The sequence below is a fragment of the Geobacter sp. PheSNFMC genome (assembly GCF_059620965.1).
Genome location: NZ_JCAMRN010000030.1, coordinates 1 through 24,964 on the forward strand (window position 1 = coordinate 1; position 24,964 = coordinate 24,964).

The window sequence follows — 24,964 nt, forward strand, 5'->3', positions numbered from 1 at the left end:
AACGTTTGACTTCCGGTGCCGCTCCAGTCGAGCTACGCTCTCCTTCCGCTGCACCGGGACGATTACCATCCTTTTCCATTGACGACCTCCTTGAACACGTAGATTTACCTCATTTTCGTGTCCAAGAAAACCGGGGCCGCCATAAACGAGCTGTGGTTGGAAATTGCAGGAGGATATTCGCTGCGAACAAAAGCGCTAAAATAGAATGTGACGTGTTCTATGTTGACAATGGAATGCATTACGGTGCTAGCGGCGGGCCAGTTATCAATGCTAAAGGGGAAGCAGTAGGGGTGATAACGCAAAGAGCCGTAACGTCAGCTTCTCAGGAAAAAGCTCCGGGTATATATGTTCCATCAGGGTCTACTGTATGTATCGGATTTAACCCACTTCTTACCATCGCAGAAAGAATTTAAGGAGCAGAGAAGTGGAGGCGGCGAGAGGCGGGGTCAGCCCTTTCCGGAATTCTAAGTGGACAACAGGATAATGTGAGGGAAATGTAAAATGAACTGGCTCGGCTATTTAGTACTCGGATTTTTGATATTACTATGTTTGGTAATTGCAGTATCTGGTTTTCTACCCAGGCGTACAATAACAGGTAAATTTGATAAAACTATAGTCTACTTGCTTGCTGAATACGCTTATAAGCCGCAGTTGATTGAAAGTCTCGTTGAAAAACTCAACTCGCAGAATTCACGCACAATAAGAGTGCCATTGTCTGTCACATGGGCGGGAGCGGTTAAGCCTCAATTTAGAAAAATTGACAATATAGGTGCAATGTTTTCAGGATTGTTCACAGTGTTTTTATTTTGCACCGCTTTTACAGGTTATATACCAGTTTATAATTCAGTTATTGATGGGTACATGCTGTTTGTAGTTTTATTATGTATTGTAGTAACATTTGGTTACTACTACAGATCAGTAGCTTCAGATTTGTCTTCTATTGAAGACAAGTATATTGTCACCGCAATTAATATAAAAAAATACTATTTTAACAAAGATTTGTTAGATGAATTTGATATGAAAGTTGTAGATCAAATTTACAGTGAAATTAAATTGGATCTTGATATACACAAAACAAATGTTGGATTTGGGGGCATCCTGTTGCTGCTGGTCCCGGTCTTTGTTGCGTCCAGTTCAAAGTTTTCTGATGCTGTGCCACCTTCTATCTCTATATCCTTTACGGTAGTCATTGCTATGACAACTTTGTTTAAGTGGATGTATGAAAATTATCGCAGTAGGATTATCTATATCGGAGCTAACGCCGTGACAAGAATTAAGTTAATGGAAAGGCAGCAGATATAAGCAAGGAGGAGCTGGGGTGTCCAACCAAAAAGTTGGACCGGGGCAGAACAGCCGCCCGGTCAACTTCCAGAACGTTATACCAAGAAGTAAAAAACCAAGAAAAGGAGAATCAAAATGGCTTTAACTCTCACAAATCTTGACTCCGAAACTCGCAGTTTCATAACTCAAGAAATACTTGCCGACATCGCCGCAGGGAAACTCTACATTAGCGCCCGACTCAGCCCTTCCGGAGTACAAAGTTACCCTGAAATCCTCAAGTTGGCCGCTGAACAACATGACGATACTTGGTTTGCAGCTCAACTCCAGGGGAAGTTTAACGCTACGGAAAACCGAAACGTCAAAGGCAAGATAATTAGCGCCAGTGTTCCCGTAAACGCCCATGAAATGTTGGCAGAGGGAGAGTTCAATAGGTTTTATCTCAGAGGTCTTTGTCTGCGAGCAATTCAAAATAATATCCCTCACCTTGTAATTTATCGTGCTAAAGCAGTAAGCAACCCGAGAGCCGAATCAGAAGCCAAAATAGGAACTACTATTAACCCCGCTTCGCTTCTTGCCGACCTTTGCAACAACATCGGAATTGACACGGCGCTTGGATTGCCCGCAGGCCCGAACTCTGGATTAAGCGCGAAGCTACCTTAAACGAACAAGAGACGACCTTCATCATCTATAGTGGCGACACGGCCATAATCGCTATCTGGACCACTTTGCAACTCGTAAATATGGGGCTCACCGGCAATACCTAAACCGCAATCAAGTAATAAGTCGGTGAGCCTCTCGCAAAACTCCTTCTCAATGTCTGTCATCGTCTTTCCTCCTTTGAGTTGGAGGAGCAGAAGGTATAACAATCGGCGGCAGACAGTCACCGCTGACGCTACGCTGCTGCGCCTCATGCACGTTGAACAGCAGAGGAATCATGAATGAAAACAGCTTGAGAATTCTGGGGACACCAGACAAGGAGAATTCTGGGGACACAGGAATTCCAGGAATTCTGGGGACACCATACTTCCAGGAATTCTGAAATTCGAAATTCTGGGGACACCATACTTAATTACCTATTGACAAGCGCATTAACCATCACTAACTTGCCTCCATGGCCAGAATTGCACGCGTCATAGCAACGGGAATTCCCCATCATGTTACGCAACGGGGCAACCGAAGAATGCCAACATTCTTCAATGATGGGGATTACCGAGCATATATCGCTCTGCTCGGTGAATGGTGCCGGAAATGTGGCGTAGATATCTGGGCGTACTGCCTTATGCCGAACCACGTTCATCTTATTGCTGTCCCAGAAACCGATGACGGCTTGCGTCGCGGGATCGGCGAGGCACACCGGCGATATAGTCGCATGATCAACTTCCGTGAGAACTGGCGCGGCCATCTCTGGCAAGGGCGTTTTGCCTCGTTTCCAATGGATGAATCCTATCTTCTCGCTGCCGCTCGCTATGTAGAAATGAACCCGGTACGCGCCCGCTTGACGCCGAATGCTGCGTTGTGGCCCTGGAGTAGTGCTCGGGCGCACCTTGACCGGATGGACGATGAACTGGTCAAGGTTGCACCTCTATTGGAATTGGTTGGAGACTGGAGTCTGTTTCTTGCCGGAACAGGAGAAGAAGATCAGTTGAACGATATCCGAAAACACGAGCGAACCGGCAGACCTCTTGGAACAGAAGAATTTGTCGAATGCCTGGAATCGGCCCTTGAACGCTCGTTAAAGAAAGGGAAGCCGGGACCAAAAGGTAATGATAGTTAAGTATGGTGTCCCCCGAATTCGAGCAAGTATGGTGTCCCCCGAATTCGAGCCGCACAGCGCCGAGCCGTTGGCTCAAAAAGGAAATGAAATGAAGAATGCAGCAACCAAACTGATACTAATTACTTTGTGCATCTGTTTTTTCGGATGCGCCCACACGCCAGGTGATGCTGCTTTGCGAGCAGGGCACCCGGAAGAAGCCGCCAAGCTGTATAAGGCTGGAGCAGAACAGGGCGATGCTTCTGCTGCGTTAAAACTTGGGCTTATATTGGAAGAGGGTCGCGTCAAGGAAGATACCTTTGGAAGCCCCGTCTCATGGTATGAAAAAGCCTGCAAGCTCGGGAGTAACCCCGGTTGTCACAATGCTGGAGTTTCCTATGAGTATGGTGAAAACGGCGCAAACAAGGAAATTACAAAATCCTACAACTACTATCTGATAGCGGCTGAGCGCGGCTATATGCAGTCGCAATATAACTTGGCAAGCCTGTATTCAAACCAATATGTGCAGCCCCAGAATGATGTTGAAGGGTTGAAATGGATGCTATTAGCTCAGGATGCGGCAAAAAGATGCCAGAATGTCCCTCTCTGCCAATGGATACTGGATGATTCTCCAGGTCACAAATCAAAGATCAAATCCCGTTTATCAGAGGAACAAATCAAATCTGCAGAAGCTTTGGCAATCTCATGGAAGCCGAAGTAATAGAGCCAACACGCGCTCAGACCATGACCGGGCGGAGAATCTGCCCGGCAGGTCAAGCGCAGCCCCGTTGAACAGCAGAGGAATCATGAATGAAAACAGCTTGTATTAACGAAGTTTTCAGGAGATAAAATGGAAAACATGAAGATTTTGGTAGCCGTACTTATCTTATTAATGTGCTCTATGATGGGATGTGGTAGTGGGGGTGAGACTTCAGACCCGATAAATACTTTCGAGCCACTTCCACCGGGAGCCTCAGCCTCCAGTCCCAATGTACTTGAAAGCATTGAAGCAACATCGACAGGTGGTGAAGCAATCGTAACTTTAGCATTTCGAGATTCATACACAGGCCAACTAAGTAGTTTTGCTGTCTTAAATCCGGCCCGTGTTGTAGTCGATTTACCGAATACAGACAACGGGATGGGTCAAACCTCTTTAACCTTTTATCAGGCCGATTTGCGTAGCTGCAACGTGTTGCATGTGGCAGATCGGATTCGGGTGGTCTTTAATTTATTACGAATGCAACCTTATAATGTTTCTATTGAAGACAGATATATAACGATAACCTTTGCACCGGCTCAAGAACAGCAAGTAGAGAATTAGAAACGGGAAATATACGGTCGTTCAGTTGTAGCTCTGACACCGTTGTCATTCTCTTCGCAAGCACATGCTGCCTGTGTATATGTTGCCTATCGTTTCCAGAGCCGTTGTTCAACAGGTGGCGGCACGCAGCCGGCGCGATAAACCTGCGCCGCTGGTGCGCCCCCGGCCCGTTGGACGAAATCAAAATGCCAAAGGATTTAAGATGAAGTTGCTGGGCATATTAGGAGATGCCGCAGGGTATTGTTTTCTAACAGCCTTCATAATTATGATCCTTGTCGGTTACGCACATGGAGGAAAGTATCGCATGTCACCGTGGGACCCCGCCCTACTGAATGAAATAACACCCACAGGAAAAAATGGTTGCTTGTTGCTGCTAGCTTGGGCCTTTTGTCAATCATACTCGCAGTGGCTTCGATGGTTCTAAGCTGAAAAACCAGGCCGAGAATTCCGAGAATTCCGGCGAGAATTCCGGGGACACCTTATTTAATTGTAAATGAGATACGTAAGGTGCCCCCGAAATTTAAGAGACCCCATTAGTCCCCTGTAAGATTCTCCTTGTTTACCCTCCTGCAGAAGATATACTTCTATGGTTAATTCTTCACAACTCCGAGGAAGAAAGGATTACCAGATGAAGGCGATGATTGCAGCAGTACTGTTGTTAAGTGCCGGGGCTGCCTGGGGGGGTGATGCAACCTCCGGCTGCGTGATCTGCCATGGTGACAGGGTTTCTCTCAGGGAGCAGGGGGCTGAGGCCATGTATCTCGATCCTGCACAGGTCGATCGCGAAGTCGGGATGAACGGAAAACCGACCTGCGTGGACTGTCACCTCGGTGATCCAAAAGCCCGGGACAAGGTTTCAGCCCATAAGGGCATGCTGGCTCCTTTTCTGGTAGCTGCAGGTAAAACCCTTAAGGGACAGGCAGTTCCCCGTGCTGCAGTTGGGGCTCTTCAGCCGTTGGTGCCGAAGGGGGACGGCATGAACAGTATGATTCCAAATGGTGATCCCCAAAAATTGGAAGCTGCCGGGATCAAACGGATAGTCGGCATCCAATGGCATGACCGTGATCCCGATACGATGGCCTATGCACCGAAAGTGGCGGAACAGACCTGCGGCAAGTGCCACGGAAGTACGGTGAAGGACTATAACCGTTCCGCAAAGGGATTGACCAAGAACCAACGGGCGTTCCGCGATTGGACTGAGAAACAGCCCGGACCACAAAACTGCGGTATGTGGCCCGGTCAGAACGAGGAACTGATTCGCAGTCGGACGGCGATTCCCTATACTGCGGCGATGAATGGGGCCATGGAGCGGTCATGCAATATGTGTCATGCTTCGTGCAACGACTGCCATTTCAAGCCGGTTGCCGGCAAGGGAACCCATGCGTTTGGCAAGCCGGATACTCCCAGCTGTTATGGTGAGGGAAGGGGTAGTATCTGCCACGCCGGGCCCATGGATCGTCGCCGCGGAGCCGGCTACGTGCGTGGCGAGTATGCATTCCCGGCGAATCTGCCCCAAGGCGCCCATGTCAAGGCCGGTCTGGAATGCCTTGATTGTCACAAGCCGGTCAACCACCAATTCGGGCATTTGGCCGCTGATGATGCCCGAAATGCCTGCAAAAAATGTCATGCTGCTATTGTTAAGGCGGTGGCTGCCTCAAAACACAGAAAGGTCGACTGCACATCATGCCATATTACGGTTTCCGGGGCATATCAGTATACATTCTGGGGACAGGGGCATTACTACGGGGTGGAGACCCCCTATGGTAAACACAAGGAATACTACGGTACCCGAGATCTGCCCACCATTATCAAAAATCCTGCCGGCCGCTGGATTCCGGTCAAGCCATATCCCATGGCGGTGTTGAATCAAACCAAGGAATTAGGGCCGACCGGACTGCTGTTCCGTGCTATTCCCAAGCGTTCCGTGCCGGGTAACCCAAAGATCGGCGAACCGCTGACATTCGAAGTCTCACGGAAAGCCACCGATGTGAATGATGCCTATATTGTGGTGGGAACTCGCAAGGACCTGGCGTCGGGCAACAACGCAGTTCTCTGGATTCAGATGGATAAACTAAGCCATGCCATGGGCAAGCCTCGCAATTGCGGAAGCTGTCATGACAGCAGTGCTCAGGTCGGTAAGTCGGAGTGGAGTTTCTTTGAAGATCGTGACGTAACCAAACCATTTGCGGGGAGTTATACAATTGTTGCCGATAATAACGGAATCCGTTTCACTGACGTGAGGTGGGAGCAGCCCAGTCTGGCACCAAACCGTAAACTTGAGGATTTCGCCCCGTTTGCTGTGTTGCCGGCCACTGCCTGGGACGTGGCGGGAATAAACTTTGCCATTCCCTATAACAAGAAGCGGACCGATGCGGCACGTGATGAACTCGGGCGCTTTCTGGCAGAGCTGGAAAAGAAAGGTGACAGCTCCAAAACCGCTGAGCTTCGCATGATTGCTTATCATAACCTGGCGATGGCGAAAAAGATGCTGAAGACTATGAAATAAATAGTGTTTTGTGGTGGACGAAGAAGGCCGCGTCCCTTTCGGAGCGGCCTTCTTTTGTGGATACTCATCACGAGAGGAAAGTGGAGGACGGTGGGGTCAGGCTTGAAAGATTGCAAGATGGCTGCGCGTTGGACGCTCGAACGGATCACAGGTTCGGAGCCTGGTCCCTAACCCTCATTACGGGAGTTCCGGGGACACCATACCTATTACGGGAGTTCCGGGGACACCATACCTAATTCAAGAGAGATGAGTATGGTGTCCCCAAGAATTCCCCAGAATTCTGCTGCCGAGAGGAAATAATGATGAAGCTGCTTGCCCGCACTATTATCTTGAGCTTAGCACTACTATTCGCCAGTTGCGGAGACAGGAACCATTCTTCCGAGTTCATGGTGTCTGGACACGTGGCCGAACTCCAATTCAACACGGCCCCTTCGGGGGCACAGGACAACGTGGTTGCCAAGGCAGCGTTCGCCAACTTTAGCGGGGCAGTCGTAGAGGCATTCTTGGTAGACGACTATGGAAACAAGAAAGAAGGTTCTCTCGGGACAGCGGTGTGCGATTCTTTCGGGACCTATCGGATGACTCTGCCGGCGGAGACCAGGAAGGCTGGCGTACTCGTTATCGGAGTCATGCTGGATGACCCGACTAGTGCTATGCGTGCCTTCGTCACAGGTCCAATTGTTGACATCGACCCAGTATCCGAGTACGTGTTCCGAGACACGATACGACTTGGACATCCTCTTGGACAGGTGCCTGCCTCTGACCTTGTTGCTCACACCGAGTCTGTCCGATTCTCCATCCAAGAGATCAGCTTCGATCAAGCCGAAACCCTGTCGGATGCCCTTGTGGCAATTTACAGACTCTGCAATCCGCCGCTTTTGGGCTATAGCGAGCTATCGGTCCAAGCTGTGGCTGACGCGATTACGCGCTACCTCGAGCTTCGCCCCAATTCAGCAGACACCGTGGAGGGGATCAGATGCTGGTGGATAGATTGGGGGATGTACCAAGGATCGGACGTAACAACTCAGATAGCCTTGGAGCTTCTTGAGCAGCAGGGCGTGGTAGAGCAACTGGCAATCGGGAACCGAATCTATTGGCGGAAGAAACGGGCATGAGACTGGCCGTTTCTCTCAGCCCTGCATTCATAATAGCCGCGATGTGCTTCTCGGCCTCTGTTTGTCCAGGGGTCAGTGCCGAGGATTCGGCCACCTATGAATGGACGGATGACCAGGGGACGGTTACGTTTTCCGACAATCCGGCGCGCATTCCGGACAACCAGAGGAAACGGATCAAAAAGAGAGCGGCCATCACAGGAGAAGCGTCACAGGCGGTGATTGAGCAGAAGACCGCCCCTGTCAAAAAGCAGCAGCCGCAGAGGGTGGAAAGCTATGGCGGTCATGGCGAGGGCTGGTGGCGGCAACAATTTTCCAACACCCGGGCGGAGATAGCGCAAACCAGGGCCGACCTGGAAACCAAGCGGCAGAACCTCAAAACCCTCCATTACAAAATGGCCGTAAGCAACGCCACGACCCAGGGCATATTCGGCAATCCCAGGGAAAACCGGAACAATTACCGGGCCGCGCACGATGATATCCGCGAGGGCGAAAAACAGCTCGAGGCTCTGGAGCAGAAACTCGTCGACCTGGAAGGTGAGGCGGCACGCCATGGAGTCCCGTTTGAATGGCGCAGATGATGCCGCAAGGGAATGTGTGCCCCTGCCCTCAGGGGGATGCTGTTAACGTGCTGTGTCCAGGAGTGTACGTATGTATCTGAATAAAGATAACTCCCTGACACTATCGACGAGGCTTCATCGAAATCGGGGAATTCTTCTGGTTATTGCTGGAGGTGGGGCAGGTATTCGACAATCAACTCTTCGACCATATTTGCCTGCAGGATGTCTCTTTGGCGCTTCATGGGGTCCCGATCAGGCTGTTCAGCCATCCATCGTTTGAACCTGACAAAGGCAGCCGGAGAAATAGTGTTCATCCTTGCCATGTGGCCGGTCGTGGCAACGATCATCGCGGAAAAACGCGGCCCATCGAGAAGCAAACCAGCATTCCGGGCCGGTACGGCATAGAACTCATCATCCTCGTCAGTCAGCCGCAGCGGGTGGGGATCACCGTCTTTCGGCTCCCTTCGGATGATATCGACTTCAAAACCCTTGCTGTTGACGGCCGTGTATTTCTGGTCGTCGCGAATCCTGAAGGTGGGATCTACCTTCTGTATCAGCTTCAGCATCGATGTACCCATGGTGGTCATCTGCGTGATAAAGCTCAAACGCTTTCGGGTATCCAGAAGAAGGTCAATGTCCTGGGTTGCCAATGCTGCCGCTTCTCCAAAACCAACGCCCGCGGCAGCTTCATAGGCGTAGAGAGAATGGGTGCCAATAACCGTGAAATATTCCGAAAGCCCTACTTTTACGAGCTTGTTCAGTATGTCGATGAGTATACGAGGCGCCCGGCCGACAAAGAGCGCCCGGTTCATCCGCTGTTGTCGCTCAAGTGCGCTGGTAAGATCTGCGAGCCTTTGCTCGGCTTCAGCTTTTCTGGCAGTGAAATTCCGGTAAATCTGCTCCGTCTTCTCAGAGCGAGGACCAATACTTTTTTGAGCGTTGCCGGGGGACGTCCGGATCAGGTATTCCGTTTCGCCCTGTCTCTTCCAATACATGCCTCCGCGTACTTCGGAAGCAGCTTTTCGGGCATCTTCCCAAGCCGTGAACGTTGCTTGAGCGTCGATATATTGACGTCTGGCATCTTCACCTATATCAATCCAATGATACTTTTTCCGTATTTTTTTCATATTTAAAGTTTTATACGGAAAACAATTTATATTCAAGCAGATAATTCTATTGAAGCAGTAAAGCTCTTTCCCTCATACAACCAGTCTACGTTGAAAGAAGTGCACCCACTGCGCTGATGATCTGTTGCGCCTTGCTCACAGGTCATCGGCAGAACCGTTATCGCAGACCACCGTCCCTCGGATCACTTTTCTACTTCCCGCATTTCGTCGTTGCGTCGAACAGAGCTCCTGCCTCCTGAAGATCGGCGCACCTGACCGGATCGAAGCTCTCCCCCAATCTGTTGGTTGCCGTGTCATAGATCGACACGGAGTGAAACCTGGATTGCCGTAAATCCGCTCCCGTGAAATCCGCTCCCTTCAGTTTCGCATCCCTGAGCATTGTGCCGTTGAACGTTGCCCCTCGAAAGGTGGCCCCTTCAAGGTCCAGGGAACCGAGATCGGTTGACGAAAGATCGGCAAAGGAGAAGTTTGCCCCCCTCAGCACGGTACCGCTGAGATTGGCATACTTGAGCTTGGCCCCCGAGAAATTCGCATTGGTCAGGTTTGCCTGGCTGAAGTTGCCCTTTTCGACGTTCACCTTGCGCATGTCGGCACCCGACAGGTTCGTGCCAATGAACTTCGAATGATGAATGTATGCCCCGCTGCAGTGTGCCGAAGTCATGTCGGCCTTATTGAATATCGCCTCATCCAGGCTTGCACCGTCCATGTGAACGCCGGTCAGGTTTGCGCCGGTAAAGTTGCACTCGCCACAGTCATCAATTGCGGTGGCACGCAGGTCTGACCCGGTGAAGTCGGATTCGTCCAGCTTTATTCCCTTGAGATCAACCCCCTTCAAGTCTGCGCTCACAAAATCGCAATGTTCGCACTCTCCGAGTGATTTGGCGCGTTCGATCACCAGGGGGTCGAACGCGTGGGTCGTAGCAGTGCTCAAAAGACCGAATGCAACCGTTATCGCCAGCTTGGTGAACATGGGGAGCCTCCTTGGAAGTGGAATAAAACCGTTACCATTATATCATCTGCACACGGCAAGCCGGGGGATGCCTGATAATAAGCACCCTGTCCCGCCCCATTGCACTTTGCAGCGATCGCAACTACAATCACCCCCCATGACCAGCGACTCCCTGTTCACCTATCGCCCCATCGGCACTCTGTACTCCCCCTATTCCCGCCGGATTGACGCGCCCCATCAGGGCACGGTGGTAGAGGGTACGGAAACCGGGGAGCCGGCGCTTGCCACCCTGGAGCTTCACGAGTGGCTGGACGAAAGCGCGATCCGGGATCTGAGCGGCTTCGACAGGCTGTGGCTCATCTTCGCCTTTCATCTGAGCGAGGGCTGGAAAAGCCGGGTCAAGCCGCCGCGGGGCGGACCGAAGCGGGGCGTCCTGGCCACCCGGGCCCCCCACCGGCCCAATGCCATCGGCCTGTCGGCGGTGGAGCTGGTGGCCGTGGAAGGCCGGACGCTCCACCTGCGGGGGGTGGACCTCCTGGACGGCACCCCCGTGCTGGACATCAAACCCTACGTCCCCTACGCGGATGCCTTCCCCGACGCCAGAGCCGGCTGGATCGACGAAGTTGACGCGGAGCAGGGCCGCCGCTCCGCGCCGGGGCCCCGCAAACCCCGGTAGCCGCCCTTCCCTTGCCAAAGGCGGGCTTTCGGCTACCATTACAGAACTATGAGCCACTGGTATCCCCGCGAATTCGCAGCCCACATCTGCCGGCAGTTGAGAACCGAGGTCCCGGAACGGCCCCGGGAGGACTGCCCCGGCTGCTCGATCCTGTCCGTGCTCATCTCCACCTGCTACCAGGCGAGCCTGATGCGGGAGGAGGAGCGCCAGGTCCGCTTCCGCCTGATCTTCCGCGAACCCGAACGGTTCCCGGCGGGCCAGGATCCTCCGGACGGCCTGCACCGCATGGTTTTCCTGGAACCGCGCCCCTGCACCGAGGATGAGCTGCGCCGCCTCTCGCCGGCCATCAGCTTCGACCGCGCCATGATCGGGGTGAACCTGAATGTCGACGGAAAGCTGCAGATCTGGGGCGTGGTCCACTCGGGCACCCGCTGGATGCAGGCGATCCACGGGGGCACCCAGTTGATCAACCCGGTGCCCGACTCGCTCATCGTGTTCGTGACCGGGCCGGGACGAATCAGCGTGTCGGTGGGATCGACCATGATCGCCGGCCTGCGGGGCGGCCAGGTAGTCAGCATGGCGCGGGAGGTCTTCGCCGCCTCATGGCTCCGGGCGATATTCGCCACCCACCGGGACGAGTTGTGGGACCTGCACCAGGATGCGCGCCAGAAGTCCGGCGACATCTGGCCTCCCATTGACCCGGAATTCCCGGTCATCCTCGGCCAGAACCTGCTCCGTCGGGTCATCAGCCTGATGCGCAGCTATCGCCACGGCGGCACCCTGCTGATCATCCCCAGCGAGCGGACCGATGAGCTGAAACAGGCCAACCCCTACCTGAACATCAAGTACCCGTTTCTGACCGATATCGGCCGGCGGCGGATCTTCCCGCACATCGTCGGGATCATGAACGAATTCGCCCGGGTGGCCAGCAGGTCGCAACGGGAGTGCAGACCCCTGGGGTGGGACGAATACCTGGCCCTCAGCGATCCGGTCCTGACCCGGATGGACGAGGCCCTGTTCGAGCTGGCCCACTTCGTTGCCGATCTCTCCCTGGTGGACGGGGCAGTGGTGCTGAACCGGCGGTTCGAGGTGCTCGGGTTCGGGGCGGAGATTTCCGGCGGGCTGGAGAACGTGACCCAGTTGCACGTGGCCCTGGATATCGAGGGAGAGACCCGGCAGCCCGAGGCGGTCAAGGGGCGCGGAACCCGCCACCGGTCGGCCTACCGGCTCTGCAACGCCCTGCACGACGCCCTGGCGATCGTGATCTCCCAGGACGGCCAGGTGCTGTTCGTCCACTGGCATGACGGCGCCGTGACCTGCTGGGACCAGGTGGCCACCAGCCTGCTCGACTTCTGATTCATTCACGCGGGGAGGTTATTCCCGTCATCCGCAGATCCCCAAAAGCGTTCACCCGCGCCGGGGCCCCATTTCCGCCGGCACGGTTGTCCCCTGCCGCCCCTGCTGGTATGATGAACAGGCCATGATCATCGAAGCCCGCGACCTATCAAAAACCTACACCGTCGGCGACCGCCGCATCCAGGTCCTCGACAGGGTCTCCCTGGCCGTGGGGCCGGGGGAATTCCTGGTCATCGAAGGGGAAAGCGGCAGCGGCAAGAGCACCCTGCTCTCGCTCCTGTCGGGGCTCGACCGCCCCGATTCGGGCCGGGTCATCATCGAGGGGCGCGACATCACCGACCTCTCCGAGGACGATCTGGCCCCCCTGCGCAACGAAACCTTCGGCTTCGTGTTCCAGTCGTTCCACCTGGTGCCGTCCCTGTCGACCCTGGAGAACGTCATGTTCCCGGCGGAACTGCGGGGGGACGGGGCGGCCCGGGAGAAGGCCGAGGCGCTCCTGGCCCGGGTGGGGCTCACGGGACGGGCCGCGAGCCTGCCTCATCAGCTCTCCGGGGGCGAACGGCAGCGCTGCGCCATCTGCCGGGCCCTGGTGAACGACCCGCGCATCATCTTCGCGGACGAGCCCACCGGCAACCTGGATTCGGTGAACGGCCGGGGGATTCTCGACATCCTGCTGGAGCTGCACCGGGAACGGCGGACAACGCTTGTCCTGGTGACCCACAGCCCCGAGATCGCCCGCACCGCCGACCGGGTGGTGCGGCTCCACGACGGCCGGATTCAGGCCCCATGACCCTCCACGGCCGCCTCCTCCGCCGCCAGCTCGCCACCTCGCGCCGCCAGTCGGCCATCTTCGTTCTCTGCGTGGCCCTTTCCATCGTTACCCTGGTTTCCCTGGCCGGCTTCGGCAGGAGCGTCCACAGCTCCATGCTGCGGGACGCCCGGGCCCTCCACGGGGGGGACGTGATCGTGGAGTCCCGCTCGCCCCTGTCGCCGGGGCTCACGGCGGCGGTGGACCGGATCATCGCGGCGGGCAGGGCCCAAGGCGCCCGCATCAACGAGTTCTACTCCATCATCCGCCCGGCAGGGCGGGAGGATTCCCTCCTGGCTCACATCAAGGCGGTGGAGCCGGGCTATCCCTTCTACGGCACCGTGGATCTGGCCTCGGGCCGCCCTTTCCGGCAGGTGCTGGCGCCGGGCCGGGCCATTGCCGAGCAGACCCTGCTGGACCGGCTCGACCTCCGGGTGGGAGACCGGCTCCGGCTGGGGGACGCCACCCTGACCGTGGCGGACGTGGTCACCCAGGAGCCGGATCGGCCCGTGAACGTCTTTTCCCTGGGGCCCCGCCTCTTTGTGGCCGCCGCCGATCTCCCCTCCCTGGGCCTGGTAGGCCAGGGGAGCCGGGTGAGCCACACCATCCTCCTGAAGGTGGCGAACCCCAGGGAGACCGACCGGATCGCCGCGGAGCTGCGGGCCTCGGCCCTGCGCGACCGGGAGCGGGTCGACACCTACCGCACCGCCCAGTCGGGGGTAAAGCGCTTCTTCGACAACTTCCTCTTCTTCCTGAACCTGATCGGCATCTTCACCCTGCTCCTGGCCGGCATCGGCATCCAGAGCTCCCTGGCCGCCTACCTGGCCGAGCAGCGGCCGTCCATCGCCGTGATGAAGGCACTGGGAGCCACGGGGCGCTTTCTGGTGATTCACTACGTTGCCGTGGCATCGGTGCTGGGGATCGTGGGAACGGCGCTGGGGATCGGGGCGAGCTTCCTCCTCCAGGGGGTCTTGCCGGAGTTGTTCCGTGGGCTGTTGCCGGCAAGCGTGGAGTTCCGCATCGCGGCCCCGGCCGTGGCAGAAGGGCTCGTGCTCGGCTTCCTGACCGTGACCCTCTTCACCCTTCTCCCCCTCTGGCAACTGCGGGCGGTGAAGCCCCGGGCCATCCTGGGCAAGGAGGAGGAGCCGACGGTGCGCAGCCGCGCGGTCTGGGCCACGACCGGAGCCGTGGTCCTCTTCTTCCTGGCCATGGTCCTCTGGAAGGTGGAGGAACCCCGGAGCGGGGTCAACTTCGTGCTGGGGGTGGGGGGGCTGATCCTCCTGTCCCTTGCCTGCACCGAGGCGGTGCTGCGGCTCCTGCGCAGGGCGCGGCCCCGGCGGCTCGCAGCGCGCCAGGCCCTGCGGGGACTCTTCCGCCCCCGCAACGCCACCCGCCCCATCATCGTCACCCTCACGGCGGCCCTGGCGGTGATCTTCGCCATCACCCTGGTGGAGCGGAACCTGGATGCCTCCTACATCCGCTCCTATCCCCCGGACGCGCCGAACCTGTTCTTCATCGACATCCAGCCGGGCCAGAAGGAGGATTTCAGCCGTGCCCTGGGGATGCCGGCCCTGTTCCACGCCATTGTCCGGGGGACCGTGACCGCCATCAACGGCCGCCCGATCGACCGGGAGGCGGAGCGGCGCAAGCGGGGGGACAACCTGTCCCGGGAATTCAACCTGACCTACCGGGACAGCCTCCTGGAGGACGAGCGGATCGTCGAGGGGAAGAGCCTGTTCCGCCCCGACTGGCAGGGGGTCCAGGTGTCGGTCCTGGACACGGTGGTGGAGATGAGCCCCATGGCGGTGGGCGACGTGATCACCTTCCGGGTGCAGGGGGTGCCGATCGAGGCCCGGATCTCCAGCATCCGGACCCGGACCAGGGCCGCGGTGCAGCCCTACTTCTACTTCGTGTTCCAGCCCAGCGTGCTCAGGGATGCCCCCCAGACCCTCTTCACCGCGGTGCGGGTGGAAAAGCCGGGCATAGCGCAGTTCCAGAACCGGATCGCGGCCCGCTTCCCCAACGTGAGCATCTTCGACCTGACCGAGACCGTGGCGGTCTTTGCCCGGGTCATGGGGCGGCTCTCGGTCATCGTCCGCTTCTTCACCCTGTTCAGCGTGGTGGCCGGGGCCCTGATCATCGTCAGCTCAGTCATCGCCACCCGGCAGGCCCGGTTGCGGGAAGCGGTCTTCTTTACCATACTGGGTGCCCGGGGCAGGTTCGTCCTGTCGGTTTTCACCATGGAGAACCTGATCATCGGCGGGGTAAGCGGATTCCTGGCCCTGGGCCTCGCCCAGGCGGCCAGCTGGATCGTCTGCACCCGGGTTCTGGACGTCTCCTGGCAGCCCTTCCCGGCCGTGAGCGCCGCCCTGGTGGCGGCAACGGTGGCGCTGGTGGTGACCGTGGGGCTCGGGGCGTCCCTGTCCATCATCAGGAAAAAGCCGGTGGTCTTCCTGCGGGAGCAGGCCGAGGAGTAACGGGGCCGTCGGGACCGGAATACGGAGGTATACCGTGAATCTCAGGAAAAGTCTGATAACGGTTATTGCGCTGACCGCCCTGGCCGGGTGCGACCGCAAGGAGGCTGCCCGGCCAGCGGCTCCGGCGCAGCAGGAGGCCCGGGCCACGGCAGGGACCATCGTGGCGGTGGGGGACAGCCTCACCGCCGGCTACGGCCTCGACGAACACGATGCCTACCCAGCCCAACTGGAGCGGCTGCTGCGGGAGGCCGGTCACCCCTGGCGGGTGGTGAACGCGGGAATCAGCGGCGAGACGAGCAGCGGCGCCCTGTCGCGCGTGAACTGGGTCCTGACCCTGAAGCCGGATATCGTTATCCTGGTCACCGGCGCCAACGACGGCCTGCGGGGGATCGACCCAAAGGTGACGGAGAAGAATATCGACGAGATGGTCCGCACGCTGAAGGAGCGCAACGTCACCGTGGTCCTGGGCGGGATGAAGATGGTCGCGAACCTTGGCCGGGACTACACCCGCGCCTTTGCCGCCGTCTACCCGGCCGTGGCGAAGCGCCACGACCTGATCCTGATTCCCTTTTTCCTGGAAGGGGTTGCAAGGCGCCCCGACCTGAACCAGGCCGACGGCATCCACCCCACGGCCGAGGGATACCGGATCGTGTCCGATACGGTACTTCCCTACGCGATCAAGGCCATCGAGCAGACTCCGCCATCCGACGGCTAAAATCAAATGATGTATCACATTCAACGCCAATCCTTACTACATAGTATCACCAAGAAAATACCCTCCGCACCCCACGCCCCGAACAGTTGAAAATACGGGCCATATTCAGCCATTACACGGCAACACGCCATCCCCTTCCATAAAACATCATTTTGCACTCCACGCGCTATTCGACGATTTTTAGAAATTAGTTCTAAAGTTTCGACCTGCCGCTCCGAAAAGCGTTTGTATACAGACCGGCGCATCCTTGATTACAGAGATAAATCGAGCAGTTCGGTTCCATTGTGGCACTGAAAGGACGGATTCCCCCCATGACGACTCTGCCGACCCTATCGACCGGAAGCGCGACCGCAGGTGCCCCCCTGCAGGTGGTCGTGTTCTCCGTGGGGAGTGAAGAGTACTGCTTCGAGATCCTCAAGGTCCGGGAAGTCATCCGGACCGTCCCCATCACCGCCGTGCCCAGCGCCCCGCCCCACGTGGAGGGGATCATCAACCTGCGGGGCGCGGTCGTCCCCATCATCGACTTCCGCAAACGGTTCAACATCACCGGCGAGTGCACGGTGGACGAATCGGAAAAGGTGGTGATCGTCGCCGCCGCCGGGAGCACGACCGTAGGCTTTACCGTGGATGCCCTGAGCCAGGTGCTGAAGGTGCCGCGGGAGGCCGTATCCACCCCACCCACCGGCGTGAGCGACCAGGGCGGCGAGGCCATAACGGGCGTTGCCTCCATGGGAGACCGCCTGATCATCGTGCTCGATATCGAGCGGTTGTTTTCCGAGGATGAACTCACCAATCTGACAGGAGTGGCCTGATCATGTCCGACCTCATGACTACCCGAGCCGCCCTCCAGGAAACCATGACGTTTCTCGGCGCCATCGCCAGCGGCATGGAGGAGGCCATCGGCGAATCCGCCAACAGCATCACCTACCTGGCCGGCAAGCGGCTCGGCATGCAGTTTTCCGCCGACATTAGCAAGACCGATGACGTGGAAGAGGCCCTGGCCGCCGTCCGCACGGTGCTCCAGGACGACAACTGCCTCTGGCACTTCGAGCCGTTCCAGGCCCACGACCGGCCGGCCCTGATCCAGGCCACCGACAAGGGCGACGAGGATATCCACCTGGTCTTCCGGGACTGCATGATCCGCCAGTCCCTGTTCCGTTTCGGGCACCACCAGAAGGGCTCCCTCTGCACCATGATGTTCGGGTTCTTCTCCGGCGCGCTCCTGAACGTGATGGGGGTCGATTCGACCCTGGAGATCATGCACGCCGGCGAGAACGCCTGCCTGAAGCGGCTGGTGATCCACAAGAAAAGGGAGGAGACACCGTGAGCACCGTCCCGATCAACCTGGAATGGCTCAGCGACTGCTCCGGCTGCCATATCGCCATCGTGGACCTGCACGAAAAGATCCTGTCGGTCCTGGACTCGGTCACCATCCAGCGCTGCCCGGTTCTGACCGACGTGAAGGATTACCCCAAGGCGAAAGTGGGGCTGGTCTCCGGCGCCATCCGGACCGAGCACGACCGCCACGCGGCCATGGAGATGCGCAAGAGCTGCGACCTGATCATTGCCTGGGGCTCCTGCGCCGTGTACGGCGGAATCGCCGGGGCCGGCAACGTCCACTCCTGCCAGGAGATCATGGACACGGTCTACACCGGCAACAAGACCACGGCGACCACCACTCCGCCCACGAGGGAAGTGTCGGCCCTGGAGCCGTCCGTATCGCCGCTGGACAGCGTGATCGACGTGGACCTCTACCTCCCGGGCTGCGCCCCCCACCCGGCCTTTGTCTTCGATGCCCTCCTGGCGCTCCTGGAAGGACGCTCGCCCCGCATCGCCAACCGGGAGACGGTCTGCGCCCGCTGCCGGAGAACCATGGAAAAGACCGAGGTGGACCGGATCAGGAAGAATTCGGAAGGGGTTCCCGACCCGGACCGCTGCTTCCTGAGCCAGGGCTACCTCTGCATGGGGTCGGTGACCCTGGACCGCTGCATGTCCCCCTGCCCCCTGAACGGCATCCCGTGCAGCGGCTGCGCCGGCGCCACCATGCAGGTGCTGGCCGAGCCCAACCGCGACATCAGGACCGAGATCGCCGAGCGGATGTCGCGCCTGACCAGCATCCCGCGCGACTCCATTGTCCGGGAAATCGAGCGGACGGCCAAGACCCACTATTCCTACACCATGGCCACCCCCATGATCGGCGAGAAGCCCACCTTCCTGATCCGGAAATGGACCGACGAGGAACGAGACGACTATGAACAAGACCATAACCATTGATCCCGTCACCCGCATCGAGGGGCACGCGCGGGTCTTCATCGACCTGGACGATGCGGGTGGGCTCACGGCCGCGGGGCTCGTGGTGAACGAGCTGCGCGGTTTCGAGAAGATCCTGACCGGCATGGACGCGGACCGGATGCCCCTGGTCACGGCCCGCATCTGCGGGGTCTGCCCCACGGCCCACCACCTGGCCGCCACCAACGCCCTGGACAATGCCGCGGGCGTGGAGCCGCCACCGGCCGCGAAACTGCTGCGCGAACTCATGTACATGGGGCACGTGATCCACTCCCACTGCCTCTCCCTGTTCGTGCTGCAGGGCCCCGACCTGGTCCTGGGCCTCGACGCCGACCCCGCCGTCCGCAACGTGGTCGGGGTGGTGCAGGCGGCCCCGGACATCGCCAAAAAGGCCCTCCAGTGCCGCTCCATCGGCCAGAAGATCAACGAGCTGGTCGGCGGGCGGGGCACCCACCCCGTCACCTCGGTGGCCGGCGGAATCGCCTTCGTGCTCGACGCCGACCGGGAGCGACAGCTCAACGCCTGGATCAACGAGGCCCGCGACCTTGTGCTGGAACTGGCGCCCGTGGTGAAGCAGCTCCTGATGAAGATGCTCGACACCCATCCGGCCATGCTGCAGCAGTGGGTCGCCCCGGCCTGGAGCGTCGGCACGGTCAAGGCCGACGGCACCCTGGCCCTGGTAAACGGCGAGATCCGGGCCGTGGATGAGGGCGGCGCCCTGAAGGCCCGGTTCCCCTCGGCCGATTACGATTCGTACATGTCCGAGTCGGCGGTGGAGTTCTCCTACATGAAGCAGGTTTCCTTTGTGGACGGGGACAATCGCCACGACTACCGGGTGGGCCCCCTGGCCCGGCTCAACGTCTCCGAGCGCTACGGCACCCCCCTGGCGGACCGGGAGCGGGAAGAGTTCATCCGTACCGTGGGCCGTCCCTGCCACGCCAATGCGCTCCAGCCCTGGGCCCGTCTCATCGAGCTCCTCCACTGCACCGAGCGGGCCGGGGAAATCATGGCCGACCCGGCCATCCACGGCGAGACCCGGGTGCCGGTCACCTTCTCCGGCGGCCGGGGCGTGGGGCACGTGGAAGCGCCCCGGGGCACCCTGATCCACGACTACGAAATCGACGAGAACGGTATTGTCCGGGCGGCGAACCTGATCGTGGCGACCCAGCAGAATTACGCCCTGATCAACGCCATGATCGCCCAGGCCGCCACATCCCACGTCATCAACCGCCCCGACGACCAGGCGCTGCTCAATGCGGTTGAATTCGGCATCCGCTGCTACGACCCCTGCCTCTCCTGCGCCACCCATGCCCTGGGCGCCATGCCCCTGGAAATCGTCGTGAACCGTGCCGCAAGGCCCCGCGTCATCCGGAGGAACTGCTGATGGTCGAGATCAAGGTCCATGAAGAGGCGTGCCGGGGCTGCCGGATGTGCGTCGACATCTGTCCCACCACGGTCTTTGCCTTTGACGAGGAAAAGCGGCTCTGCGTGGTGGAGCACCAGGAGGACTGCATCGCCTGCCTGAGTTGCGCCTATATCTGCCCCTCGGGGGCCATCAGCCAGGAGAACTATCACGTGGTCAAGAACTTCTACCGCGACCTGGTCTTCTGCACCAAGATGGAGAAGTTCATATGAGCGCGATCACCGAACAGGTCACCCTTGACGACCACGTCAACGCCGCCACGGAAGTGGCCTTCCTGCTGGACATCTTCGCCGCCACCGTCGACAACGTCATGGGCGGGGCAACGGCCTCGGTCGGCCGGATCGCCGGCCGGGAGATGGCGCGGAAGCTGCCGGTCCACCTGGCCAACCCCACCCTGGACGAGGTCGTGGCGATCCTCAACTCCCGCATGGAAGCCGGGTACCGGTTCCGGCTGGAGGGGGACGGCACCGAGCGCACCCTCTTGTTCGACCATTGCGTCCTGCGGGAGGTCTGCGCCAAGCGGGGCCTCACCATGGGCACGGCCCTGTGCCGCCTCTTCCACGCCTACCTGGACGGCATCCTGAACGAGCTCATCTGCCGCCCGGTGAAATCGGAGGTCGTGTCATGCGGGGACCAGTGCCGACTGACCCTCAGGACCCAGTAGCGGCCCAGGGGGTCGTGGTGGTCTGCGTCGGCAACGACCTGGTGGCCGACGACGCCGTGGGGTACGAGATCCACCGGCGGCTGGCCGGGGCGCCCCTCCCCGCGGGCGTACGGCTCCACTACGCGGCCGTGGGCGGAATCACCCTCCTGGACTACCTGACCGGCGGGGAAGCGGCCATGATCGTGGTGGACGCGGTCCAGTTCGGCGCACCGGCCGGAACGATCCACCACCTGGCGTGGGACGAGCTCCCGAATTTCGGGGGTGGGTCCATCTCGGCCCACTCCATCGGCCTGAAGGAAACCATGGACATCGGGAAGCTCCTCTACCCGGAGCGGCTGCCGCCGACGGTGACCCTGGTGGGAATCGAGGGGCGCTGCTTCGACCGGCCCCGCGACGCCATGTCGCCGGCGGTGGCATCAGCCATAGAACCGACCGTCGCCCTGATCCGTAACTATCTCCATACTCTCGGACAAGGAATCTGACATGAAGAAATCAGGCGCCAAACCAGCGGAAGTGACCCTGCACCGTGAAATCCAGCGACTTGCCGAGGCCATGATGCACGGAAGACTCGACGAACGGGGGGACCCTGCGCAGTTCACCGGCGACGACGCCGCACTGGTTCTCATGGTCAACCGGATGCTGGACACCCTGGTGACGCCGCTGCGCCTGGCCGCCGGCGCCATCGACGAGATCGCCCACGGCAGGATCCCTCCCTTTGTCATCGACGACTACGCCGGGGAGTACAACAACCTCAAGCGCAACCTCAACACCCTCCTGGCCACCCTCTACGGCCTCCACAGCGAGACCCAGCACCTGATCGGCAACATCGGCGAGGGAAGGCTCCAGACCCGGGGCAACGACTGGGATTTCGAGGGGATCTGGCGCGATCTGATCAAGGGTGTGAACGGCACCCTCGACGCGGTCATCGACCCGGTGAACGAGGCGGGAACCGTGCTCCGCCACCTGGCCGAGTATGACCTGAGCGCCCGGATGCGGGGGAAATACCACGGCGAGCACGCCGCCATCAAGAAGGCCATGAACTCCACCGCGGAATCGCTCCACTCGGCCGTGACCCAGATGACCGAAACGGTAGAGCTGGTCTCCGCCGTCAGCGGGCAGATCGCCGACAGCAGCCAGCTGGTGACCCAGGGGGCCCGGGAGCAGGAGACGCAGTTGACCGAAACGTCCAACGTGCTCGATCACATCGCCGCCACCTCCCAGAAGAGCGCCCGGAGCACCATTGACGCCCGCCAGGCCGCCGGCGGCTCCGCCGAGTCCATCAAAACGGCCAAGTCGGTCATGGACCAGATGCTCCAGGCCATGGGGCAGATCCGGAGCGCGGCGGACAACACCGTGGGCATTGTCCAGCAGATCGACTCCATTGCCAAGGAAACCGATCAGCTCTCCTCCAACGCCACCAGCAAGGCCACCCTGATCCGCTCCTCTGCCAACGGCTTCAGCGTGGTTGCCTCTGAAATCAGGAACCTGTCGAAACGGTGCGAGGACGCCGTGACACGGCTCCATGACTTCCGGCGCCGGGCCACTCTCACCCCCAACGGGGAGAGCGGGGACACGGGCGATGCGCTTGAAAGCGAGTACCTGGAACTGATTCGCGAATTGAAGAGCGTGGCCTCCAGCTCAGGCCTGCTGGGAGTGAACGCGGCGATCTCGGCGGCCCATGTGGAAGGGGCCGGCAACGACTTCCAGGCGCTGACCGAAGAGATCCGCCAACTGGCCAGGCGTTCCACCGATGCGGCGCGGCAGACCGACACGCTCATCAGGACATCGGTCGAGCAGGCCCGGCGGGGAGAGGACCTGTCCCGCAAGATCGACGTCCACCTCACCGAGGCGGTAACCGGGGCAACGACGATCTGCGCCCTGACCGAGGACATCTCCCAGAGCAGCCAGGAGCAGGCGAGCGCCATCGAGCAGATCAGCCGCTCCGTCAACCACATCACCACCATCACCAGGCAGAACGCGGACAGCGCGCTCAAGTCGTCCGAGGTATCGCACAAACTCGGCCAGCAGATGACCAAGCTCACCAGCATGGTGAGCAAGTTCAGGCTGGACAACGCCGCCTGCTGAACCGGGGTTCGCCACGCCGCAATCCTGGCAGGCCCCCATCTGGAGCGATATGATGGGGGCCTCTTTTTATATAGCGACCTGAATTCGTGCGGGCGGCACACGGAGCGAAGTGGCGCGGCGGCCCTCACACTACTATATACGACATATTATGTCGCACCAATCGGTTTTACTGTCATCATCACACAACCGGGAGGTGCGTCATGATCTATCTCACCACGGACCAATTCGACCAGGCCGTCTATTTCGAACTCCGCCGGACCGAGCATCCCCGCCGCAGCGGCGGCGCGATGCACGTTCTCCACGGACTCCTGGGGAACGGGGTCAGCGAGATGCCCGTGACCATTCGGAGCTGGCAGGATTGGACCGACGTGGATTTCGGCAAGGGGGACCTCCTCAGCTTCGTGGATGAGCGGACCGTCCGCCGGATGCTCGGCCAGGTGGCGCGGGAGATGGAACTCCATTGACGCTTCGGCGGCATCCTGCCATTTCCCCGTTTCCCGAACGGCGTTTCTCTGGTATCATCGCGGCCTCACCCATCGTTGAAAGGAGACCGCCATGAGCAGTTCGTGGAAGATTGAGACCCAGGCCATCCAGGGGGGCTATACCCCCAAGTCGGGCGACCCCCGCGTCGTCACCATCTGCCAGAGTACCACCTTCAAGTACGACAGCGCGGACCACGTGACGAAACTCTTCGACCTGGAGGAGGCCGGCTTTTTCTATACGCGCCTGGGCAACCCCACCACCGACGCCTTCGAGCAGAAGCTGGCCATGATGGAAGGGGGCGTCGGCGCCCTGGCCACCTCGGCGGGCCAGGCGGCCACCACCCTTTCCATCTTCAACATCTGCCAGGCGGGCCAGCACTTCGTGACCGCCAGCACCCTCTACGGCGGCACCTACAACCTCTTCGCCTGCACCCTGCCCAAGATGGGGATCGAGGTGACCTTCGTGGACCCGGAGGCCCCGGCCGACGAGATCCTGGCCGCCTTCCGCCCCAACACCAAGGCCCTCTTTGCCGAGACCATCGGCAATCCGGGGCTGAACGTCCTTGACTTCGAGAAATTCTCCGCCATCGCCAAAGAAAAAGGGGTGCCCCTCATCATCGACAGCACCTTTGCCACCCCCTACCTCTGCCGCCCCTTCGAGCACGGGGCCAACGTGGTGGTCCACTCGGCCACCAAGTATATCGACGGCCTCGCCACCAGCGTCGGCGGCATCATCGTGGACGGCGGCAACTTCGACTGGGGCAACGGCCGCTTCCCGGAGCTGACCGAGCCCGATTCCTCCTACCACGGGCTCCAGTACGTGAAGACCTTCGGCAGCATGGCCTACATCATCAAGGCGCGGGTCCAGCTCATGCGCGACATCGGCACCACGCCGAGCCCCTTCAACTCGTTCCTCTTCGCCAACGGCCTTCAGACCCTGCCGCTCCGGATGCAGCGCCACAGCGACAATGCCCTGGCCCTGGCCCAATTCCTGGAAAGCCATCCGTCGGTCAGCTGGGTCAAGTACCCGGGCCTCAAGAGCCACGCCAGCCATGACCGGGCGCTAAAGTATCTGCCCCTGGGATGCAGCGGCGTCCTCACCTTCGGCATCAAGGGCGGAGCCGAGGCGGGCAAGAAGTTCATGGAGGCGTGCAAGCTGGTGGCCCTGGTGGTCCACGTGGGGGACGCCCGCAGCTGCGTCCTCCACCCGGCCAGCACCACCCACCGCCAGCTGACCCCCGAGCAGCAGACCGCCTCCGGAGTCACGCCCGACCTGATCCGGCTTTCCGTCGGCATCGAGCACATCGACGACATCATCGCCGATGTGGATCAGGCCCTGGCCGCAAGCCGGAAATAGCGGACACTGCTCCACGACGCACAAAA

27 protein-coding genes and 1 pseudogene are annotated in these 24,964 nt (G+C 59.4%); 24 read left to right on the forward strand and 4 right to left on the reverse strand.

From position 1 onward, the window contains the following. Window positions 1–79, reverse strand: a pseudogene (locus tag AC6CDK_RS08415) (IS3 family transposase); the annotation flags it as partial. 154 nt (window positions 80–233) lie between these two features. Here AC6CDK_RS08415 and AC6CDK_RS08420 point away from each other — a divergent pair. The 3 genes from AC6CDK_RS08420 (at window position 234) to AC6CDK_RS08430 (ending at window position 1,941) form a co-directional block, all read left to right on the forward strand. Next, on the forward strand, window positions 234–413 hold the full coding sequence (locus AC6CDK_RS08420) for a trypsin-like serine protease (protein ID WP_413229612.1): 180 nt from the start codon (window positions 234–236) through the stop codon (window positions 411–413). An 88-nt stretch (window positions 414–501) separates the two neighbouring features. After that, entirely contained in the window at window positions 502–1,302 is an 801-nt protein-coding gene (locus AC6CDK_RS08425) for a hypothetical protein (protein WP_192905232.1), read from the forward strand. A 114-nt stretch (window positions 1,303–1,416) separates the two neighbouring features. Further along, window positions 1,417–1,941 (forward strand): hypothetical protein, encoded by a 525-nt coding sequence (locus tag AC6CDK_RS08430; protein ID WP_192905233.1) that lies wholly within the window; start codon window positions 1,417–1,419, stop codon window positions 1,939–1,941. Here AC6CDK_RS08430 and AC6CDK_RS08435 read toward each other — a convergent pair. Continuing rightward, window positions 1,938–2,105 (reverse strand): hypothetical protein, encoded by a 168-nt coding sequence (locus AC6CDK_RS08435; protein WP_158514092.1) that lies wholly within the window; start codon window positions 2,103–2,105, stop codon window positions 1,938–1,940. The two genes, AC6CDK_RS08430 and AC6CDK_RS08435, sit on opposite strands and share 4 nt — an antisense overlap. 287 nt (window positions 2,106–2,392) lie before the next feature. Between AC6CDK_RS08435 and AC6CDK_RS08440 the strand changes: the two genes are divergently transcribed. The 6 genes from AC6CDK_RS08440 to AC6CDK_RS08465 all read left to right on the forward strand — a co-directional run bounded on the left by AC6CDK_RS08440 (window position 2,393) and on the right by AC6CDK_RS08465 (window position 8,551). Further along, on the forward strand, window positions 2,393–3,055 hold the full coding sequence (locus tag AC6CDK_RS08440) for a transposase (RefSeq protein ID WP_052269385.1): 663 nt from the start codon (window positions 2,393–2,395) through the stop codon (window positions 3,053–3,055). Between the two features lie 28 nt (window positions 3,056–3,083). Continuing rightward, on the forward strand, window positions 3,084–3,752 hold the full coding sequence (locus tag AC6CDK_RS08445) for a tetratricopeptide repeat protein (RefSeq protein WP_152609725.1): 669 nt from the start codon (window positions 3,084–3,086) through the stop codon (window positions 3,750–3,752). Between the two features lie 129 nt (window positions 3,753–3,881). After that, on the forward strand, window positions 3,882–4,352 hold the full coding sequence (locus tag AC6CDK_RS08450) for an AMIN domain-containing protein (protein WP_192905234.1): 471 nt from the start codon (window positions 3,882–3,884) through the stop codon (window positions 4,350–4,352). Between the two features lie 628 nt (window positions 4,353–4,980). Continuing rightward, window positions 4,981–6,858: a cytochrome c3 family protein gene (locus AC6CDK_RS08455; RefSeq protein WP_192905235.1), complete on the forward strand. Its 1,878-nt coding sequence runs from the start codon at window positions 4,981–4,983 to the stop codon at window positions 6,856–6,858. Between the two features lie 302 nt (window positions 6,859–7,160). Beyond that, window positions 7,161–7,973: a hypothetical protein gene (locus tag AC6CDK_RS08460; protein ID WP_226048266.1), complete on the forward strand. Its 813-nt coding sequence runs from the start codon at window positions 7,161–7,163 to the stop codon at window positions 7,971–7,973. After that, window positions 7,970–8,551, forward strand: a complete 582-nt coding sequence (locus AC6CDK_RS08465) for a DUF4124 domain-containing protein (protein WP_039643592.1) — start codon at window positions 7,970–7,972, stop codon at window positions 8,549–8,551. The genes AC6CDK_RS08460 and AC6CDK_RS08465 overlap by 4 nt, the downstream gene beginning before the upstream one ends. Before the next feature lie 140 nt (window positions 8,552–8,691). Here AC6CDK_RS08465 and AC6CDK_RS08470 read toward each other — a convergent pair whose 3' ends face one another. Then, the gene (locus tag AC6CDK_RS08470; protein WP_226048267.1) at window positions 8,692–9,657 is read right to left on the reverse strand and encodes a GSU2403 family nucleotidyltransferase fold protein; all 966 of its coding nucleotides are present in this window, start codon (window positions 9,655–9,657) and stop codon (window positions 8,692–8,694) included. Between the two features lie 190 nt (window positions 9,658–9,847). After that, the gene (locus AC6CDK_RS08475) at window positions 9,848–10,627 is read right to left on the reverse strand and encodes a pentapeptide repeat-containing protein (protein WP_192905236.1); all 780 of its coding nucleotides are present in this window, start codon (window positions 10,625–10,627) and stop codon (window positions 9,848–9,850) included. A 136-nt stretch (window positions 10,628–10,763) separates the two neighbouring features. Here AC6CDK_RS08475 and tsaA point away from each other — a divergent pair, with 136 nt between their 5' ends. The 15 genes from tsaA (at window position 10,764) to AC6CDK_RS08550 (ending at window position 24,938) form a co-directional block, all read left to right on the forward strand. Next, window positions 10,764–11,282: a tRNA (N6-threonylcarbamoyladenosine(37)-N6)-methyltransferase TrmO gene (gene tsaA / locus AC6CDK_RS08480; protein WP_192905237.1), complete on the forward strand. Its 519-nt coding sequence runs from the start codon at window positions 10,764–10,766 to the stop codon at window positions 11,280–11,282. 48 nt (window positions 11,283–11,330) lie between these two features. Further along, window positions 11,331–12,638, forward strand: a complete 1,308-nt coding sequence (locus AC6CDK_RS08485) for a putative sensor domain DACNV-containing protein (RefSeq protein ID WP_192905238.1) — start codon at window positions 11,331–11,333, stop codon at window positions 12,636–12,638. Window positions 12,639–12,762: 124 nt separating this feature from the next. Further along, the gene (locus tag AC6CDK_RS08490; protein WP_039643582.1) at window positions 12,763–13,428 is read left to right on the forward strand and encodes an ABC transporter ATP-binding protein; all 666 of its coding nucleotides are present in this window, start codon (window positions 12,763–12,765) and stop codon (window positions 13,426–13,428) included. Beyond that, window positions 13,425–15,923: an ABC transporter permease gene (locus AC6CDK_RS08495; RefSeq protein ID WP_192905239.1), complete on the forward strand. Its 2,499-nt coding sequence runs from the start codon at window positions 13,425–13,427 to the stop codon at window positions 15,921–15,923. The genes AC6CDK_RS08490 and AC6CDK_RS08495 overlap by 4 nt, the downstream gene beginning before the upstream one ends. Before the next feature lie 34 nt (window positions 15,924–15,957). After that, window positions 15,958–16,638, forward strand: coding sequence for an arylesterase (locus AC6CDK_RS08500; RefSeq protein WP_192905240.1), 681 nt, complete (start codon window positions 15,958–15,960; stop codon window positions 16,636–16,638). Between the two features lie 311 nt (window positions 16,639–16,949). Beyond that, on the forward strand, window positions 16,950–17,450 hold the full coding sequence (locus AC6CDK_RS08505; protein ID WP_192905241.1) for a chemotaxis protein CheW: 501 nt from the start codon (window positions 16,950–16,952) through the stop codon (window positions 17,448–17,450). Between the two features lie 2 nt (window positions 17,451–17,452). Continuing rightward, the gene (locus AC6CDK_RS08510) at window positions 17,453–17,965 is read left to right on the forward strand and encodes a hypothetical protein (RefSeq protein ID WP_192905242.1); all 513 of its coding nucleotides are present in this window, start codon (window positions 17,453–17,455) and stop codon (window positions 17,963–17,965) included. After that, the gene (locus AC6CDK_RS08515; RefSeq protein WP_192905243.1) at window positions 17,962–18,912 is read left to right on the forward strand and encodes an NADH-quinone oxidoreductase subunit B family protein; all 951 of its coding nucleotides are present in this window, start codon (window positions 17,962–17,964) and stop codon (window positions 18,910–18,912) included. Before AC6CDK_RS08510 ends, AC6CDK_RS08515 begins: the two co-directional genes overlap by 4 nt. Beyond that, entirely contained in the window at window positions 18,890–20,311 is a 1,422-nt protein-coding gene (locus AC6CDK_RS08520) for a Ni/Fe hydrogenase subunit alpha (RefSeq protein WP_192905244.1), read from the forward strand. The genes AC6CDK_RS08515 and AC6CDK_RS08520 overlap by 23 nt, the downstream gene beginning before the upstream one ends. Further along, a complete protein-coding gene (locus tag AC6CDK_RS08525; RefSeq protein WP_192905245.1) occupies window positions 20,311–20,562 on the forward strand; it encodes a 4Fe-4S dicluster domain-containing protein in 252 nt (83 codons plus the stop codon). Before AC6CDK_RS08520 ends, AC6CDK_RS08525 begins: the two co-directional genes overlap by 1 nt. Then, window positions 20,559–21,014, forward strand: coding sequence for a hypothetical protein (locus tag AC6CDK_RS08530; protein WP_192905246.1), 456 nt, complete (start codon window positions 20,559–20,561; stop codon window positions 21,012–21,014). The genes AC6CDK_RS08525 and AC6CDK_RS08530 overlap by 4 nt, the downstream gene beginning before the upstream one ends. Further along, a complete protein-coding gene (locus AC6CDK_RS08535; protein WP_226048268.1) occupies window positions 20,975–21,496 on the forward strand; it encodes a hydrogenase maturation protease in 522 nt (173 codons plus the stop codon). Before AC6CDK_RS08530 ends, AC6CDK_RS08535 begins: the two co-directional genes overlap by 40 nt. A 1-nt stretch (window position 21,497) precedes the next feature. Then, window positions 21,498–23,099, forward strand: a complete 1,602-nt coding sequence (locus AC6CDK_RS08540; RefSeq protein ID WP_039643563.1) for a methyl-accepting chemotaxis protein — start codon at window positions 21,498–21,500, stop codon at window positions 23,097–23,099. Window positions 23,100–23,299: 200 nt separating this feature from the next. After that, entirely contained in the window at window positions 23,300–23,563 is a 264-nt protein-coding gene (locus AC6CDK_RS08545) for a hypothetical protein (RefSeq protein WP_039643561.1), read from the forward strand. 91 nt (window positions 23,564–23,654) lie between these two features. Then, a complete protein-coding gene (locus AC6CDK_RS08550) occupies window positions 23,655–24,938 on the forward strand; it encodes an O-acetylhomoserine aminocarboxypropyltransferase/cysteine synthase family protein (RefSeq protein WP_039643559.1) in 1,284 nt (427 codons plus the stop codon). Window positions 24,939–24,964: the final 26 nt, after the last annotated feature.

Bases quoted from the DNA above. Each gene is read 5' to 3' on its own strand.
- AC6CDK_RS08535 (WP_226048268.1), top strand. From the start codon at position 20,975: ATGCGGGGACCAGTGCCGACTGACCCTCAGGACCCAGTAGCGGCCCAG.
- AC6CDK_RS08445 (WP_152609725.1), top strand. From the start codon at position 3,084: ATGGTGTCCCCCGAATTCGAGCCGCACAGCGCCGAGCCGTTGGCTCAA.
- AC6CDK_RS08540 (WP_039643563.1), top strand. From the start codon at position 21,498: ATGAAGAAATCAGGCGCCAAACCAGCGGAAGTGACCCTGCACCGTGAA.
- AC6CDK_RS08470 (WP_226048267.1), bottom strand. From the start codon at position 9,657: ATGAAAAAAATACGGAAAAAGTATCATTGGATTGATATAGGTGAAGAT.
- AC6CDK_RS08485 (WP_192905238.1), top strand. From the start codon at position 11,331: ATGAGCCACTGGTATCCCCGCGAATTCGCAGCCCACATCTGCCGGCAG.
- AC6CDK_RS08495 (WP_192905239.1), top strand. From the start codon at position 13,425: ATGACCCTCCACGGCCGCCTCCTCCGCCGCCAGCTCGCCACCTCGCGC.
- AC6CDK_RS08490 (WP_039643582.1), top strand. From the start codon at position 12,763: ATGATCATCGAAGCCCGCGACCTATCAAAAACCTACACCGTCGGCGAC.
- AC6CDK_RS08425 (WP_192905232.1), top strand. From the start codon at position 502: ATGAACTGGCTCGGCTATTTAGTACTCGGATTTTTGATATTACTATGT.
- AC6CDK_RS08420 (WP_413229612.1), top strand. From the start codon at position 234: ATGCATTACGGTGCTAGCGGCGGGCCAGTTATCAATGCTAAAGGGGAA.
- AC6CDK_RS08545 (WP_039643561.1), top strand. From the start codon at position 23,300: ATGATCTATCTCACCACGGACCAATTCGACCAGGCCGTCTATTTCGAA.
- AC6CDK_RS08550 (WP_039643559.1), top strand. From the start codon at position 23,655: ATGAGCAGTTCGTGGAAGATTGAGACCCAGGCCATCCAGGGGGGCTAT.
- AC6CDK_RS08475 (WP_192905236.1), bottom strand. From the start codon at position 10,627: ATGTTCACCAAGCTGGCGATAACGGTTGCATTCGGTCTTTTGAGCACT.
- AC6CDK_RS08430 (WP_192905233.1), top strand. From the start codon at position 1,417: ATGGCTTTAACTCTCACAAATCTTGACTCCGAAACTCGCAGTTTCATA.
- AC6CDK_RS08455 (WP_192905235.1), top strand. From the start codon at position 4,981: ATGAAGGCGATGATTGCAGCAGTACTGTTGTTAAGTGCCGGGGCTGCC.
- AC6CDK_RS08530 (WP_192905246.1), top strand. From the start codon at position 20,559: ATGAGCGCGATCACCGAACAGGTCACCCTTGACGACCACGTCAACGCC.
- AC6CDK_RS08510 (WP_192905242.1), top strand. From the start codon at position 17,453: ATGTCCGACCTCATGACTACCCGAGCCGCCCTCCAGGAAACCATGACG.
- tsaA (WP_192905237.1), top strand. From the start codon at position 10,764: ATGACCAGCGACTCCCTGTTCACCTATCGCCCCATCGGCACTCTGTAC.
- AC6CDK_RS08520 (WP_192905244.1), top strand. From the start codon at position 18,890: ATGAACAAGACCATAACCATTGATCCCGTCACCCGCATCGAGGGGCAC.
- AC6CDK_RS08435 (WP_158514092.1), bottom strand. From the start codon at position 2,105: ATGACAGACATTGAGAAGGAGTTTTGCGAGAGGCTCACCGACTTATTA.
- AC6CDK_RS08505 (WP_192905241.1), top strand. From the start codon at position 16,950: ATGACGACTCTGCCGACCCTATCGACCGGAAGCGCGACCGCAGGTGCC.
- AC6CDK_RS08460 (WP_226048266.1), top strand. From the start codon at position 7,161: ATGAAGCTGCTTGCCCGCACTATTATCTTGAGCTTAGCACTACTATTC.
- AC6CDK_RS08440 (WP_052269385.1), top strand. From the start codon at position 2,393: ATGGCCAGAATTGCACGCGTCATAGCAACGGGAATTCCCCATCATGTT.
- AC6CDK_RS08465 (WP_039643592.1), top strand. From the start codon at position 7,970: ATGAGACTGGCCGTTTCTCTCAGCCCTGCATTCATAATAGCCGCGATG.
- AC6CDK_RS08525 (WP_192905245.1), top strand. From the start codon at position 20,311: ATGGTCGAGATCAAGGTCCATGAAGAGGCGTGCCGGGGCTGCCGGATG.
- AC6CDK_RS08450 (WP_192905234.1), top strand. From the start codon at position 3,882: ATGGAAAACATGAAGATTTTGGTAGCCGTACTTATCTTATTAATGTGC.